We start from the raw sequence: 17,234 nt of genomic DNA, 5'->3' as shown, positions 1-17,234 counted from the left end.
CAACTTCCGCTTTCACGTTTCCGTGTTTTGCGCAAGCTGTAGCAACTTCCGCTTTCACGTTTCCGTGTTTTGCGCAAGCTGTAGCAACTTCCGCTTTGATGTTATGTCAATTCGTAATTGGTAATTCAGAATTAGTAATTACGAATTAGTATAAAGAAAATAAATTTTGGGCTTTTTCAGAAAAATCAACAATTCCACGTATGACAACCTTTTCAATAATTGTCCACTATAGAGTTATAAGAAATTGAGAAAATGAGTATTAATTATGGGAAGGCGAAAACGCAATTCACGTACTCTTGGCAAAGCTGAACTACGTCTAGCAAGCGTTAAATCTATTAGTCAAACTCTCGATGTTGGAGAGGGGTTAACAGTCAAAGATTACACTGAAAAAATCGAAATGGTGCGGCAATCTCTAGAAGCATACAATACCACCCTCTCTACTATTGATGTCTTACTAACCCAGCTCGTCGAAAATGAACAGGATTTAGCAGACTATTCTGAGAAAATTTTGCGTGGTGTTGCTCATAAATATGGTAATAATAGCCATGAGTATCAGATGGCTGGGGGTACTCGTAAAAGCGATGTCTACGACGGGCTACGCCTACGCAAGCGTGCTGTGCGCCAAGGTGTTGTTTGACTACTAGCTAAGGGATAAAGAGAATAAGGAAAATTAGGAAGATAGGGAATACAAAGATTTCACCCACTCCCATTCCTGCGTCAAACCCTCTTTTAGAGAGACTTGCGGTTGATATCCGAGAATTTTCTGTGCTTTAGATACATCAGCAGCCGTGTGGCGCGCGTCTCCCATCGCTTTTTCAATGTGGTTTCTTTTGATTGACTTTCCAACAATTTCTTCAATCGTATTTAAAACTTCTGCTAAAACCACCCTGCTCCCACCACCGATATTAAAGATTTCTCCCACTGCTTCGGCTGCGGTAGCGGCGGCTAAATTAGCGGCGACAATATCACTAACAAACGTAAACTCCCGCGTTTGCTGGCCATCGCCGTAAATAGGAATCGCCTCATCGCGCAAAATGGATTGAAAAAACTTATGAAATGCCATATCTGGGCGCTGTTTGGGGCCATAAACTGTGAAATAGCGCAATGTCACACAAGGTACACCAAAGTTTTTGTAATACAGTTCACACAAAAACTCTGCTGCTAGCTTCGTAATGCCGTAAGGAGAAACCGGTTGAGGACAAATTCTCTCGTGGGTAGGTAATGTTTCTGCATCACCATATACACTAGATGAAGAGGCAAACACTAACCTTTTTAAGTGTTTAGCATCCTTAGCTGCTTCCAGCAAAACTTGTGTAGCGTTAACATTTCGTTCTGTATAGCCTCGAAAAGCTTTACCCCAACTTGCTCTGACTCCTGCTTGTGCCGCTTGATGGTAAACTACATCAACATCTTTTAGAAGTTTCTGCCAATCTAAAAACTGCATATCTCCTTCAATTAATGCAAAACTAGGTAAACGATACAAGTGTGCAACATTGTTTCGCTTTAACATCGGATCGTAATAATCATTAAATTCATCAATCCCGATTACTTCGTTTCCTTGTTGTAGCAATGTTTCTGCAAGATGAGAACCAATAAAGCCTGCGACTCCAGTAACGATAATTTTAGCCATGTTGCCGATTTTTTCTATCCTGATTAACCGCGATATTCACAGGTTAATAATTATAATCAAAAATCGGTTATTAATTGAAGATTATTTGATAAACAGGTTGAATGATATCAGCATAAAAGATAATTAAACTAATATATTTATGCTGAAAATGTGTGATAAACTTGATTTAGTAATTACTAATAATAAAAATTAAAATTTTACTAATTAGTGAAATTTAATTTTTAAAATAAATGCAGTTGGAATTCAATAACTAAAATAGCTGAAAAACCCAAGGTTTTACCCCACCCTAACCCTCCCCTTGTAAAGGGGAGGGAACAAGATTTCTTATTTCCCCCCTTTATAAGGGGGGACTAAGGGGGGTAAATCCAGGGTTTGTGTGTACACCGTAGCTCAATATATCGGGGGAATTAAGGGGAGTGGAATTTTAGGGGACTTTTACAAGAGGTATACTAAATCATCAGAAACTTGCACAAGTGTGAAAATTGATGAAAAAATTGATCCGCGAGAGCAGTTAAGGTATTCTCATTTTGCAAGGGACGCACGAGGAAATCAGTGAAAGTTTTAGTCGTTGGTAATGGAGGGCGCGAACACGCTCTGGCGTGGAAACTGTTGCAATCTAAGCAAATTGAGCAAGTTATCTGTGTACCAGGGAATGGGGGGACGGCAAGTATGGAACGTTGCCAGAACTTGCCCTTAGCAGTAGACGATTTTGAGGGAATGAGCCGATATGCTCTAGAACATGGCATAACTCTGGTAATAGTTGGCCCAGAAGTTCCCCTATCTAAGGGAATCACAGATTACCTCCAAAACAAAGGATTGATGGTATTTGGCCCAGTCAGAGCCGGAGCGCAAATTGAAGCGAGTAAAGCTTGGGCAAAAGCCCTGATGCAAGAAGCAGGAATTCCAACGGCACGGGCTGCGGTATTTACGGAAGCTGCGGCAGCAAAATCTTACGTCAAATCTCAGGGAGCGCCCATTGTTGTTAAAGCTGATGGCTTGGCGGCTGGTAAGGGTGTAACGGTGGCTGAAACAGTTACACAAGCAGAAAGTGCCATTGATGCAATTTTTCAAGGGCAATTTGGCAGTGCTGGTGGGTTTGTCGTCATTGAAGAATGTTTGATTGGGCAAGAAGTATCAGTTTTAGCATTGACTGATGGGTTAACAATTAGACCCTTGTTACCAGCGCAAGATCATAAGCGGATTGGTGACGGCGATACAGGCGAAAATACTGGCGGGATGGGAGCATACAGCCCCGCACCCATCGCTACACCAGAGTTGATGGCACGCATTCAAACAGAAGTATTAGAAAAAGCGATCGCCACCTTAAGAGCTAAAGGCATTGATTACCGAGGCGTGCTGTATGCTGGGTTAATGATTGCACCCGATGGCGATTTGAAGGTTTTGGAATTTAACTGTCGCTTTGGCGATCCCGAAACCCAGGTGATTTTACCACTGTTAGAAACACCCCTAGAAGAATTGATTCTAGCTTGCGTACAGCAGCGCTTAAGTGAATTGCCGCCCATTGCTTGGAAAGGGGGAGCATCTGCGACTGTGGTTGCCGCTTCCGGTGGTTATCCAGGAGAATATCAAAAGGGGCAGGTGATTACTGGCATTGAGGAGGCAGAAGCAGCAGGAGCAACTGTATTTCATGCAGGTACGAAATTGAACCAGCAACAAGAAATAGTCACAGACGGGGGTCGAGTATTAAATGTGACCGGAATTGGAGAAAATTTTGAGCAAGCGATCGCTCAAGCCTACGCTAGTATCAAACATATTCAGTTTCAAAGGATGTATTACCGAAAAGATATAGGGCATAAAGTGGTTAATGGATAAATTAACTGAGTATCCCCAGATAATTAAGCGTATCCTTACTGAGTACGTAGAACTATGCAACCGTCGTTCTAACCGAGACATCGAAAGATTCTTAATTATCGATGAGCCAAAGGGTCACTATATTTGGATGAACCTTGGTTGGCAAAATGGCGAACGCATTACTGGTATGACTGTCTACGTTCGGATTCGAGATGGCAAATTCTGGATTGAGGAAGATTGGACTGAAGATGGAATCGCAACTGACCTAGTTGGTGCAGGTGTTGCCAAAGAAGATATAGTTTTGGCATTCCATGAGCCTAAAATGCGGCAGTACACAGATTTTGCAGTAGCATCCTAGCGATCGCTAATTTTTTAGTTGTTGGGGTTTGAGGAAAACAGGAGAGAGAAAGTTAAACTAATGCCTAATACCCTTCAGGAGTGCTGAGTGCAGGGCGTTGAGCCAGTGCTGAATTGGTAATCTCACTTATGTTACTTGGAACTTGGAACTGTTTTGCTCAATGCCCACTTGCCCTGAGCGAAGCCGTTCGCGTAGCGTCTCGCAGAGAAGGGATGCCTCATTCCCCATTTCCCTAACATATTTGTCAAATTAACTGTTAATTTTTAAGTTGTTGGGCTTTATAACAAAGACTACTAACAACTTTATTTAAGATGCTAAGTCTGTTCAAATCAATTCGAGATGCGATCGCAAGTTGGTGGTCGGAGTTCACTCTCCAAACTAAACTGCTGGCTGTGGCCACAATGGTAGTTTCGTTGGTGATGAGTGGTTTAACCTTCTGGGCTGTAAATACAATCCAGCAGGATGCGCAGATGAATGATACCCGCTTTGGTCGTGATTTGGGGCTGCTGCTTGCTGCCAACGTTGCCCCCCTGGTTGCGGACAATAATCTCACGGAGGTTGCCCGATTTTCCCAACGTTTCTATAGCAGCACCTCTAGCGTGCGTTATATGCTTTATGCCGATGAAAACGGGGAAATCTTTTTTGGCATTCCTTTTTGGGAAGCCGAGGTAGAAAATTCTCTTACCATTAAACGGCGGATACAACTGCCAGAAGATTACCCTGGTGATGGGGACAAGCCGATGGTGCGGCAACACACAACCCCAGATGGGACAGTCACCGATGTATTTATTCCCCTGATTGTCAATAAAAAATACTTAGGTGTATTAGCGATCGGGTTCAACCCCAATCAAACCGCTGTTATCTCTACCAATTTTACCCGCGATGTCACCATTGCCGTTTTTATCACAATTTGGGTAATGGTGATTTTGGCAGGAGTGATTAACGCTTTGACCATCACCAAGCCGATTAAAGAACTACTGGTGGGGGTAAAGCAAATTGCTACCGGGAATTTTAAGCAGCGGATTAATTTACCTTTAGGCGGCGAACTAGGAGAATTAATTTTCAGCTTTAATGAGATGGCAGAGCGATTAGAGCGCTATGAAGAACAGAACATTGAAGAACTAACCGCAGAAAAAGCCAAGCTAGAAACTTTAGTTTCCACGATCGCAGATGGTGCTGTGTTGATTGACAACAACATGCAGGTGATTTTAGTCAACCCCACAGCAGAGCGAATTTTTGGCTGGGAAGCCGCTAATGTAGTCGGTTGCAATGTCTTGCATCACTTGCCAGCATCAGTACAAATCGAAATCACCCGTCCCTTGTACGAAATGGCAGTAGGCGAATGCGAAAGCGCCGAATTCCGAATTTTTATTAACCAACCCACCCCACGGACGATCCGCATTCTTTTGACTACAGTACTCAACCTGCAAAGAGAAAGCATCAAAGGTATTGCGATTACTATTCAAGATATAACCCGTGAAGTCGAACTAAACGAGGCAAAAAGTCAATTTATCAGCAACGTTTCTCACGAACTGCGAACGCCTCTATTTAACATTAAAACTTATATTGAAACCCTGCACGACTACGGCGAAGACTTGGCTTTACAAGAACGGCAAGAGTTTCTGCAAACAGTCAACCATGAAACCGATCGCCTCACCCGCCTAGTTAACGATGTTTTGGATTTATCAAAACTCGAATCTGGTCGCAACTACAGCTTTGATGGCGTAGATTTAGCCCAAGCGATCGAGCAAACCCTGCGTACTTACCAACTCAATGCCAAAGATAAAGGTGTTGAACTTGTTCAGGAAGTTGCCCCTAATTTGCCGCTAGTATTAGGTAATTACGATCTATTAGTACAAGTGTTTGGCAACCTGATTGGTAATGCGCTTAAATTCACCAAAGCCGGTGGTAAAGTAGCAATCCGCGCCTACCAACTAGATTTCAACCCCAGTCACACCGAATCTGTACCAGTGCGGATTGAAATTTCCGATACTGGAATTGGCATCGCCACAGAAGATCAACACTCAATTTTTGAGCGCTTTTTCCGCGTAGAAAACCGAGTTCACACCCTAGAAGGTACGGGTTTAGGTTTATCGATTGTTAGAAATATCATCGACAGACATCGTAGTAAAGTCCATCTAGTGAGTGAAGTCGGCATTGGCACCACTTTTTGGTTTGACTTAGCCATATTTGAAGAAAAAGCGCCGTTGATACAAGTTGAAGCTATTGCGGAAACATCCAAAATTACCACAGTTTGAAAATTGCAGAAGCATCCAAAATCATCACAACCTGAAGATTAAGGATTGAGTATGGTTTGTTATTTTTGACCATTCCTGATAGTGGCAATTTTGGATGAAGCTTTTGAAGAAATTGCCACACTTTATTCAATTTATACATAAGAGTTGATTAGCGATCGCTCTCTAGGTGGATCGTCTCACAAAATCGCATTGCTCTCCTTTGAATCTAGAAATACTACACTAACTGTTCGCATAGTTGTTGATATAACTGTCATTGACAATCTTGGTGCAAGCAGCATTGAATTTTGCCTAATTGTGGCTCAATTAATTATGTATACAAGTTACGGAATGTTTATTCTGCCAAATTCTTGGGAAATATTAAAATTATCAACTTCTTCTCAAAATTTTAACTTGACCCTATGACGACGCTGGCAGCAATCCCCGATTCAAATCCATTGCCGTATATCCCTGGTTATGCCATTGTTAAGCAGCTATATGCAGGTTCTCAGACAATAGTTTATCGAGCAGTGCAGGAGTCAAGTCAGCGTCCGGTGGTGATTAAACTATTACGGCAAGACTACCCTAACTTTAACGAGTTATTACAGTTTCGTAACGAGTATGCAATTACCAAAAATCTCAACATTCCTGGCATAATCCATCCATTGAGCCTAGAAGCATACGCTAACAGCTATGCCTTAGTAATGGAAGACTTTGGCGGCATTTCCCTACGGGATTATACCCAAAATTATTCCCTATCTTTAGGGGAATTTTTAGAAATAGCCCGACAAATTGCTGATATTCTCCATGAAGTCTGCCAGCATCGAGTCATCCACAAAGATATCAAACCCGCCAACATTCTGATTCATCCAGAATCACAACAAGTTAAGCTGATTGACTTCAGCATTGCCTCCCTCCTCCCCCGCGAAACCCAGGAAATCCAAAATCCGAATGTCTTAGAAGGAACCCTTGCCTATCTTTCCCCAGAGCAAACCGGACGAATGAATCGCGGCATTGATTACCGCAGTGATTTCTATGCTTTAGGGGTGACATTGTACGAACTTTTGACTGGACAATTACCCTTTCAATCCAACGATCCGATGGAGTTAGTACACTGTCATTTAGCCAAGCTGCCACTCGCTCCACACAGTATTAATCCAGAAATTCCCGCGATCCTCTCAGAGATAGTATTGAAGTTAATGGCGAAAAATGCCGAAGATCGGTATCAGAGCGCCTTGGGTTTGAAATATGACTTAGAATGCTGTCTCAATCAATGGAAAGCAACGGGTAGAATAGAAACCTTTGTCTTGGGACAACGGGATGTGTGCGATCGCTTCATTATCCCCGAAAAACTCTATGGGCGAAACACAGAAGTTACAACCTTGCTCAAAGCTTTTGAGCGTGTCGCTAATGGCAGTTCAGAAATGATGCTAGTAGCAGGATTTTCCGGGATTGGTAAAACTGTGGCGATCAATGAAGTCCATAAACCGATTGTCAGACAACGCGGTTACTTCATCAAAGGCAAGTACGATCAGTTCCAGCGTAATATTCCGTTTAGTGGCTTTATGCAAGCCTTTCGCGATCTGATGGGACAACTGCTGAGTGAGAGTAATGTCCAATTGGCGGCGTGGAAAGCGAAAATTTTGGCTGCTGTAGGTGAAAACGGACAAGCAATTGTTGATGTGATCCCGGAACTAGAGCGAATTATCGGTCAACAGCCGCCAGTCCCAGAACTATCTGGTAATGCTGCCCAAAATCGTTTTAATTTGCTATTTCAGAAATTTATCGAGGTTTTCACCACCCCTGAGCATCCGCTAGTGATGTTTCTAGATGACTTGCAATGGGCAGACTCGGCATCTCTGAATTTACTGCAATTATTGATCGGTGAAGCCAATTCTGGATATTTACTCATTCTGGGTGCTTATCGAGATAATGAAGTTTTTCCGACTCATCCCTTGATACTAACGCTGGAACAGATTCAGCAAGCCCAAGCTACCGTCAATACCATTGCCCTGCAACCCTTGTCCGAAATAACGGTGAATCAATTGGTCGCAGACACCTTAAGTTGTCCCCATGAACTGGCTCAACCCCTGACGCAATTGGTATATCAGAAAACCAAAGGGAATCCCTTTTTTACAACGCAGTTTCTCAAAGCACTACACGAAGAGGGTTGCATTCAATTCCAGCCAGAACTGGGTTACTGGCAATGCGATCTGGCTTCGGTGCGGCAGTTGGCATTGACCGATGGAGTGGTAGAGTTCATGGCATTGCAGTTACAGAAACTTCCGGTGGATACACAGGAGCTTTTGAAACTGGCGGCTTGTATTGGCAACCAATTTGATTTGAAGACCTTGGCAATGGTCTCTGAAAAATCACTTATTGATATAGCGACTAACCTATGGACGGCGTTACAAGAAGGGCTGATTCTCCCCATTAGCGAAACCTACAAGTTCTTCCAATCAAATAACTCAGACCATATCGATCGCGGTGGTGAGATTGTCGTTCCTTATAAATTTTTGCACGATCGCGTCCAACAAACTGCCTATGGTCTGATTCCAGAAGATCGAAAACAGTCTATCCACTTCCAAATCGGACAACAACTGTGGGCAAATACGCCGGAAGCAGAGCGAGAAGGGAAAATTTTTGAAATTGTCAATCAATTGAACTACGGTCTGAGATTGACATCTCAAAAAAGTTCTCCTGGATTGTTGAATGCACAAAATGGTGACGAAATCTCCAGGCTGCAAGAATTGGATCTAGCTCAACTGAACCTGCTTGCAGGACAAAAAGCCAAGGCAGCAACCGCCTATGAAATGGCAAATAAATACTTCACAGCAGGGCTGGCAGCGCTCCCAGAAAACGGTTGGTCAGATCGTTACGACCTCACCCTTGCCCTTTATACAGAAGCGGCTGAAATTGAGTACCTGACTGCCCATTTCGAGCAGGCAGAACGACTTTCAGAAATTGTTCTTCAGCACGCCCAGGATTTGCTGCAAAAGGTGAAGATGTATGAAATCAAAATCTATTTCTACATTGCTCAGAATCAAATGCTGGCAGCAATCGACATCTGTCTGCAAGTGCTGGAATTTTTGGGCGAACCGCTGTTTAAAGAACCTCCACAGGAGTTAGCGATCGAGGATTTAATTAACCTTCCAGAGATGGTCGATCCGCACAAGTTAGCAGCCATGCGAATTGCGATCGCAATGGTCACTCCCAGCCTGAATGCTAAACCAGATTTGTTACCACCGATTGCTTACACACTAGTGAACCTATCGATTCAATTTGGCAATTCGGCATTTTCGGCATTTGGCTACACTTTCTATGGCCTGGTTTTATGTGGTACCCCAACCGGAATTGAAAAAGGCTATCGGTTTGGACAATTAGGATTAAAATTGCTGGAGCGCTTCAACGACAGGAAATTGTATGCAAAAGTGGTTAACATTTTTGATGTGTTTGTGCGGCACTGGCAAGAACCCGCTCGGAAAACGATCGCTCCTTTACGTGAAGCTATTCAGGTTGGATTAGAAATGGGTGATGTAGAGTATGCCTGCTACAACGCCGCCTCCTACTGTAACTATCTTTTCTTCATCGGTGAAGCACTGGAGCAGGTAAATCAGCAACAGCAAAAATACATCGATCTGTTGTTGAAATTCAAACAAGAATATCAAATTTATTTCAGCCAGATTTGTCGTCAGCTGGTGTTGAATTTGATGGGAGCAGCAGAAAATCCCTTAATACTAGTTGGAGAGAGTTTCGACGAGCAAAAAATGCTGCCGATTTTAATTGAAACTCAAAACGGAACTCTCTTGTTCCTGCTCCATCTGGCAAAGACCATTCTTCTGTTCATCTTTGAGGACTATCAGCAGGCACTTATCCATGCTCAAGAAGCCGAAAAATACCTGGGAAACATGGTTGGCTTCTTGCAGTTTGCCGAACATAATTTCTATTACTCCCTCGCTCTTTTGGCTACCTGTTCAAATGGCAATGAAGCAGAGCAACAATCGGCACTAGAAAAAGTTGCAGAAAACCAGAAAATGATGAGTCAGTGGGCGTTTCACGCTCCTGCCAATCATCAACACAAATACGATTTAGTTGAAGCAGAGCGGGCAAAAATTTTGGGTCATTTAGACGCAATGACCTACTATAAAAAAGCCATTCAGGGGGCAAAAGAAAACAACTACATCCAAGAAGAAGCACTCAGCAATGAGCTAGCTGCCAAATTCTACCTAGCTTGCGGCAAAGAGAAGCTAGCCGCAGACTATATGCAACAAGCCTACTACTGCTACGCCCATTGGGGTGCAAAGGCGAAAGTTGCCCATTTAGAAGAACAATATCCGCAACTACTAACAGCCATTCTCCAATCGCCTAATATTGGCATCACATCTACGACAACCATCCCCTTAACTTTGATGAGAAGTGTAACTAAAAGTTCTAGCAACCAAAATTTATACTTAGATTTACAAGCGGTGATGAAAGCCGCACAAGCCATCTCTCAAGAAATTGAATTAGAGAAACTGTTGGCAACTTTGATGCAGATCGCGATCGCCAATGCTGGCGCCCAAATCGGTCATTTGGTTCTTCGCCAAGAGGAACAATGGTTAGTTGTAGCTCAAGCCGATCGAGAACTGGTAAAAACCTTAGAAATTCCCCTGGAGCAATACTCAGAAATTCCTCAAAGTTTGATTTATGCAGTAGCAAGAACTCAAGAGACGGCTGTGTTTGAAGACTTGAGTACAGCAGTGCAATTTGCCAGCGATCGCTACATTCTCACTCACCAGCCCAAATCAGTTTTATGTACTCCCATTAGTCGCCAAGGAAAACTCATCGGCATTTTGTATCTGGAGAACAACTTAACTTTAGGCGCTTTTACTAGCGATCGCATCGAGATTCTCCAACTCCTAACTAGTCAAGCCGCTATCTCTATGGAAAATGCCCGTCTGTATCAACAAACCGAAAACTATTCTTACACCCTAGAAGCAGAGGTAGAACACAAAACCCAAGCTCTCAACCAAAAAGCCCAAGATTTAGAGCAGACCTTGAAAAAATTGCAGCAAACTCAAGGACAATTAATTCATAGCGAAAAAATGTCATCCTTGGGTCAATTGGTAGCTGGTATTGCTCACGAAATTAACAATCCAGTTAATTTTATTAAGGGAAATCTCACCCATACAGAAAATTACATTCAAGATATGATGCGTTTGCTGATACTTTATCAGCAGGAATATCCCCAACCTAATCCAGCTATTCAAGCGATGAAGGAAGAAATTGAGCTTGATTTTATGTTTAAAGATGCTAATAAAACCTTAGAATCTATGAAGATTGGTAGCGATCGCATCAGCAAAATTGTCCAGAGTTTACGCAACTTTGCTCGCTTAGATGAAGCCGAAATCAAAGCTGTAGATTTACACAGTGGGATTGAAAGTACGCTGTTAATTTTGCAACATCGCTTACAAGCTTCTGAAAATCAACCCGAAGTGCGTGTCATTAAGGAGTATGGCAATCTACCTCTGGTGACTTGCTATCCTAGCCAGTTGAATCAAGTCTTCCTAAATCTGATTAACAATGCCATTGATGCGATTCGAGATAATCCCCAAAGCAGCCAACACCCAGAAATTCGGATTCGTACTGGAGTAATAGATCGTGAATGGTTACGAATTGCGATCGCCAATACAGATAGTACGATTCCTGTAAGTCTGCAAGAGCGGATTTTTGAACCGTTTTTTACCACAAAGCCCGTTGGTCGCGGTCAAGGTTTGGGGTTATTTGTTAGTTACTCTATTATCCAACAACATCGTGGTACTTTAACTGTGCGTTCTCAGCCCCCTGAGGGAACTGAATTTGAGATTGTTCTCCCTATCTATTGAACAATTACAGCGTTTTTCAGGTAAATGAAGTACACACGTAGGGGCACAGCATTGCTGTGCCCTTAAGATCGTCTGTACCTCACACCTGTTGCAATCTGCTGTAATTCTTACGAAATGCCCACTCTGCTTTCATTACTCTAAACTCATACCAAGTAGAAACTTTTCATTGTGACTAGCCAATTTAAGTATTGGAGAATAAAGTAGTAGTATCAAAAATTACTACTTTTTCATGAAAAATTCTACTGAAAGTTCTCAACAAGACCTCAGTCTACCCAAGATAGAAGTAGACCAGCTGCTTCTGGAATGGCAAGAAAATCCAGCAGTTTACGTAAATGATATATGCATCCATCAGTTGTTTGAATATCAAGTAGAAAAAACACCTGAGCAAATTGCGGTCATTTTTGAAGACAAACAAGTTTCTTATCAAGAACTTAACCAGCGAGCTAATCAACTAGCGCACTATCTACAGACCTTGAATGTCAAACCAGAGGTTTTAGTTGGCATTTGCCTGGAGCGATCGCTAGAAATGATTGTTGGACTATTAGCCATCCTCAAAGCAGGCGGAGCTTATGTCCCCTTAGATCCAGCCTATCCCTCAGAGCGCCTAGCTTTAATGCTAGAAGACTCACAGTTATCGATACTGCTGACACAACAAAATTTACTTTCAAAGCTTCCAGAGCATCAGGCCCATATAGTTTGTCTAGATAGCGATAAAGAGGTAATTATTCAACAAAGTCAGGAGAATTTAACCTGTCTAGCGACAGATAAAAACCTGTCTTATGTCATTTACACCTCCGGTTCCACTGGTAAACCGAAAGGGGTAGCTATTGAACATCACAGCACAGTCGCTCTGTTGCATTGGGCAAGAGAAGTTTTTACAACCGAGGATCTAGCTGGAGTGCTGGCCGCAACATCTATTTGTTTCGATCTCTCAGTTTTTGAAATATTTGTTCCCCTCAGTTGTGGTGGTAAGGTGATTTTGGCAGAGAATGCCTTGTATTTACCTAACTTACTTGCCGCTCAACAAGTCACTCTCATCAATACAGTGCCATCTGCGATCGCAGAGTTACTCAGAATTCAAGGTATACCCGCTTCTGTTCGCATCGTTAACTTAGCCGGCGAACCTCTACAAAATCGTTTGGTGCAGCAGATATATACGTTGGACAATATTCAAAAAGTCTTTAATCTATACGGCCCTACAGAAGATACGACCTATTCCACATTTGCCCTAGTTAACAAAGGTGATAGCAGTGTGACTATCGGTCGTCCGATAACCAACACATACTGTCTTTTGTTAGACGAGCAAATGCAGATAGTACCTACAGGTGTTCCTGGAGAACTATACATTGGCGGCGAGGGACTAGCTAGAGGCTATCTCAACCGTCCAGAACTGACAGATCAGCGATTTATCCCCAGCCCCTTCAATAATTCAAAATTATATAAAACTGGGGATTTAGCTCGTTACTTACCAGAAGGCAACATTGAGTATATTGGGCGCATTGACCAACAAGTAAAGATTCGTGGCTTCCGGATTGAACTAGGAGATATTGAAACTGCACTGTGGCAACATCCTGATGTGCAAGAAGTTGTAGTGATTGCTAAAGAATTTTCCCCTGGCGACCAACGCCTAGTAGCTTACGTAGTTCTCAAGCCCGAATCATCAGACACGAATGTTGGTAATTTACGCCGTTTTGTCAAACAGAAATTGCCCGACTACATGATCCCTTCTCGCTTTGTGCAATTGAGTGCTTTACCCTTAACAGCTAACGGAAAAGTCGATCGTAAGGCACTCCCAGCACCCGTTCAAACTTTGAATGCAAATGAGAAGTTTGTTGCTCCTCGCACTCCTATTGAGGAACGAGTAGCAGAAATTTGGTCTACTGTATTGGGTCTAAAAAACATTGGCGTTCATGACAATTTCTTAGCGTTGGGAGGACATTCCTTACTAGCCTTTCAGATCCTCTGCCGTATCCGCGATATCTTTCAAGTTGAGTTACCAATGCGGCATTTCTTTGAAGCGCCCACCATCTCTAAAATAGCTGAAAGCATTAGACAAGCACAACAGGAAGACATAGGATGTTCTGTGCCAATACAATCCATTGGGCGCGATGGCGATTTACCGCTTTCCTTTGGGCAACAACGGTTGTGGTTTCTTGACCAGTTAGTACCCAATCATGCTTTTTACAATGTTCCCGAAGCCTTTCGCCTCAGAGGTGTACTCAACGCCACAATATTAGAGCAGAGCTTGAATGAAATTATCAAACGTCATGAAGTCCTGCGGACTACATATTCCAGTTTGAACGGACAACCCATACAGGTTATTCACTCAACTTTTCCCATCAAACTCTTAGTGGTGAATCTCCAAGGGCTGTCTCCAGACGAGCAAGAATCTCAAGTCCACCAGATCGTACTTAAAGAAGCCCAACGTCCTTTCGATTTAGCTCAAGGGCCATTGCTGCGAACAACATTGCTGCAATTGAGTTCAGAGGAACATATATTCCTCCTCAACCTACACCACATTCTTTGTGATGATTGGTCTTTAAATCTTTTGTTCGAGGAACTGTCAGCCCTCTATCAAGCTTTCTCCACTGGCAACCCTTCGCCCCTTCCTGATTTAGCTATTCAGTATGCTGATTTTGCAGCTTGGCAACGGCAGTGGCTACAAGGTGAAATTTTAGATAATAAGCTTGCTTATTGGCAGCAACATTTGAGTGGCAGTCTACCTATATTAGAATTGCCCACCGATTATCCACGACCATTAGAGCCAACATATCAGGGGGCGCGTCAATCGGTCGTTATCCCCAAATCTCTAACCGATGCCCTCAATGTTCTCTCGCGCCAAGAAGGTACTACCTTGTTTATGACCTTGTTGGCAGCATTCCAGACACTCCTATTTCGCTACACAGGGCAAGAAGACATTTTAGTAGGTGCTCCGATTAGCGATCGCCACCGTTCTGAATTAGAAGGGCTAATTGGGTTTTTGCTCAATACTTTGGTATTGCGAACGAACTTGTCTGACTCCCCAAGTTTCCGGCAGTTGTTAGGTCGAGTCCGAGAAGTAGCTCTATCGGGTTATACTCACCAAGACCTACCGTTTGAGAAGCTAGTTGATGCTCTACAGATCGAGCGAGGCTTGAACCAAAATCCACTGATTTCAGTGATGTTTAATCTTCAGAATACCCCAACGCCTAAGCTGACTGTTCCCGGATTGACAATGAACCGTCTGGAAATTGATAACGGGACATCCAAGTTCGATCTATACCTCGAACTGCGCGAGACAGCAGCAGGGATATCGGGCAACTTGGAATATAATACTGACCTATTTAAAGCTGAGACGATCGCTCTGATGGTGGAAAATTTTTCTACTCTATTACAGAGTATTGTCTCTAACCCAGACCAGACAATTTCCAACTTACCCCTGTTAACATTCTCTAACGATCGGCAAACTAAGCGGATATCCAACGGCAATATAGATATTCGCAGTCTACCAGAGCCAGAAATGGGTAGAAGCGATTTAGAAGCAGCATTTGTCGCACCTCGTACCTTGATTGAGTCACAAATGGCTGAAATTTGGAGCCGAGTTTTGGCGATCGCAGAAGTTGGGATTCAGGATAATTTCTTTGAGCTTGGTGGTAATTCCCTGCTAGCATCTCAGTTGATTTTTTATGTAAAAGAAACCTTTCAAGTAGATTTACCCCTAAAAAGCTTGTTTGAGAAATCCACTATAGAAGCGCTGGCTCAGGTAATAGAGACAGTGCGTCGAGATGGCGTTTTTACTCTAACCAGTGCGATCGATCTCAAATCTGAGGTAGTACTCGATCCCGCCATTAATGCCCAAGGAAGGTCTGTTGCTCAGGTCGATGAATTGCGTCATGTTTTTCTCACAGGAGCTACAGGCTTTTTGGGGGCTTTTTTACTTGATGAACTATTACATCAAACTCAAGCAAAAATATACTGCCTGGTACGCTCCCAAAACGAGCATGAAGGGTTGAAAAAGATTCAACAAAACCTAGAAAAATATTCCCTTCATCACCCAAAATTTAGCTCTCATGTGATTGCGATTCCGGGAGACTTAGAACAGCCATACTTGGGTCTTCCTATTGAACAGTTTGAAAAACTGGGTCTGCAAATTGATACCATTTATCACAGTGCAGCCCAAGTCAATTTTGCTAAACCATACTCTGTAATTAAGGCATCCAATGTTCTCGGAACTCAAGAAGTTCTCAGATTAGCTTGTATGGGCAAAATTAAACCAATGCATTACATTTCTACCATTGCTGTTTTTGGTGCAATCAGCCATTTTACAGGACAAAAAGTAGTTTACGAAGATGACAACATCGAGTCTTGTAAAGACTATGTTGCTCTGGATCTTGGCTATGCTCAAACCAAATGGGTAGCTGAAAATCTTGTATGGGTTGCCAAGTCTAGAGGAATACCTGTTAGCGTCTTCAGAACAGGATTTCTTATGGGACATAGCGCTACAGGTATTGCTCATACAAAAGATTCTTTTGTGCCTAGAGTTATTAAAGGATGCATACAGCTTGGTAGTTATCCAGAACTCATAGATCAAAAAGAAGAATTGCTTCCTGTGGATTACGCCAGCAGAGCAATTGTCCATTTATCCAAAAAGCAAGAATCTCTAGGAAAAGCTTTCCATATAGTACCCCCACCAGACGAAAATATTGGACTTATCAAGCTTTTTGAGTTTATTTGTTCTTATGGATATCAACTCAAGAAGTTACCATATACTCAGTGGAAAGATGAGCTAATTGCAAATTTCAGGCACTCTCAGGAAAATGTTTTACATCCGCTTTTACCGATGATGTCTGAAAAAGTCTATCAAAATTCTTTGACAATTATGGAGTTGTATCAAAATACAGTTGATTATGACTATCAAAATACTCTCACTGGATTGGCAGATTCTGCAATTGTTTGTCCGCCAATGGATGTTAAACTATTTGATAAATACTTTTCATATTTCGTTAGTAGTGGTTTCTTAAATTCACCACCTTTAAGACAGGAGTAAATGTTCGCGCTATAATTTTCAGCTTAACATCTCCTTCAACTTTCTTCAGTAATTCTGGAGTGCATAGTATGATTTACTTACTATTGAAGAAGACAATGTTTGGCTGGCAGACCAGAATTTTTGTACACTCAAGTTTTTATTTGGTATTGCTGCTGAAAAACGCTACTTTATTATCCAAGAGCATCAAAGTATGCCAAGGCATACGACTGATGATTGTGGGTTAGTGGTTCAAAGCGATAGTGACACTGTATTTGGTGCCGATGATGGTCAACTGTTAAAGGCACATCGTGTAAAAGGGGAGAATCTTACT

Annotated in this window: 7 protein-coding genes; 6 read left to right on the top strand and 1 reads right to left on the bottom strand. The window is 42.5% G+C overall.

The genetic code is table 11. The annotated features are described in order from the left end of the window. Window positions 1-265: 265 nt before the first annotated feature. Complete coding sequence (locus RM049_RS06655; RefSeq protein WP_322699731.1) at window positions 266-637, top strand: hypothetical protein; 372 nt, start codon at window positions 266-268, stop codon at window positions 635-637. 33 nt (window positions 638-670) lie between these two features. On the opposite strand, the gene RM049_RS06650 is transcribed toward RM049_RS06655, so the two are convergent. After that, entirely contained in the window at window positions 671-1,630 is a 960-nt protein-coding gene (locus RM049_RS06650) for an NAD-dependent epimerase/dehydratase family protein (protein WP_322703606.1), read from the bottom strand. Between the two features lie 552 nt (window positions 1,631-2,182). Here RM049_RS06650 and purD point away from each other — a divergent pair. The 5 genes from purD to RM049_RS06625 all read left to right on the top strand — a co-directional run bounded on the left by purD (window position 2,183) and on the right by RM049_RS06625 (window position 16,924). Then, the gene (gene purD, locus RM049_RS06645) at window positions 2,183-3,463 is read left to right on the top strand and encodes a phosphoribosylamine--glycine ligase (RefSeq protein WP_322703605.1); all 1,281 of its coding nucleotides are present in this window, start codon (window positions 2,183-2,185) and stop codon (window positions 3,461-3,463) included. Then, the gene (locus RM049_RS06640) at window positions 3,456-3,800 is read left to right on the top strand and encodes a XisI protein (protein ID WP_322673042.1); all 345 of its coding nucleotides are present in this window, start codon (window positions 3,456-3,458) and stop codon (window positions 3,798-3,800) included. The genes purD and RM049_RS06640 overlap by 8 nt, the downstream gene beginning before the upstream one ends. Window positions 3,801-4,111: 311 nt before the next feature. Next, window positions 4,112-6,058 carry a two-component system sensor histidine kinase NblS gene (gene nblS, locus RM049_RS06635; RefSeq protein ID WP_322688322.1) on the top strand — a complete coding sequence of 649 codons (1,947 nt, stop codon included), beginning with the start codon at window positions 4,112-4,114 and terminating at the stop codon, window positions 6,056-6,058. A gap of 398 nt (window positions 6,059-6,456) precedes the next feature. Next, window positions 6,457-11,898, top strand: coding sequence for an AAA family ATPase (locus tag RM049_RS06630; protein ID WP_322703604.1), 5,442 nt, complete (start codon window positions 6,457-6,459; stop codon window positions 11,896-11,898). A 229-nt stretch (window positions 11,899-12,127) separates the two neighbouring features. Next, window positions 12,128-16,924, top strand: coding sequence for a non-ribosomal peptide synthetase (locus tag RM049_RS06625; protein ID WP_322703603.1), 4,797 nt, complete (start codon window positions 12,128-12,130; stop codon window positions 16,922-16,924). Window positions 16,925-17,234: the final 310 nt, after the last annotated feature.

The sequence above is a fragment of the Nostoc sp. DedQUE04 genome (assembly GCF_034530995.1).
Taxonomy (GTDB): domain Bacteria; phylum Cyanobacteriota; class Cyanobacteriia; order Cyanobacteriales; family Nostocaceae; genus Nostoc.
The sequence above is the reverse complement of the archived record's forward strand: the minus strand, read 5'-3'. Positions and strand labels throughout refer to the sequence as shown.

Excerpts from the sequence above, each read along its gene's own strand:
- RM049_RS06640 (WP_322673042.1), top strand. The coding sequence starts at position 3,456 with ATGGATAAATTAACTGAGTATCCCCAGATAATTAAGCGTATCCTTACT.
- nblS (WP_322688322.1), top strand. The coding sequence starts at position 4,112 with ATGCTAAGTCTGTTCAAATCAATTCGAGATGCGATCGCAAGTTGGTGG.
- RM049_RS06655 (WP_322699731.1), top strand. The coding sequence starts at position 266 with ATGGGAAGGCGAAAACGCAATTCACGTACTCTTGGCAAAGCTGAACTA.
- RM049_RS06630 (WP_322703604.1), top strand. The coding sequence starts at position 6,457 with ATGACGACGCTGGCAGCAATCCCCGATTCAAATCCATTGCCGTATATC.
- RM049_RS06650 (WP_322703606.1), bottom strand. The coding sequence starts at position 1,630 with ATGGCTAAAATTATCGTTACTGGAGTCGCAGGCTTTATTGGTTCTCAT.
- RM049_RS06625 (WP_322703603.1), top strand. The coding sequence starts at position 12,128 with ATGAAAAATTCTACTGAAAGTTCTCAACAAGACCTCAGTCTACCCAAG.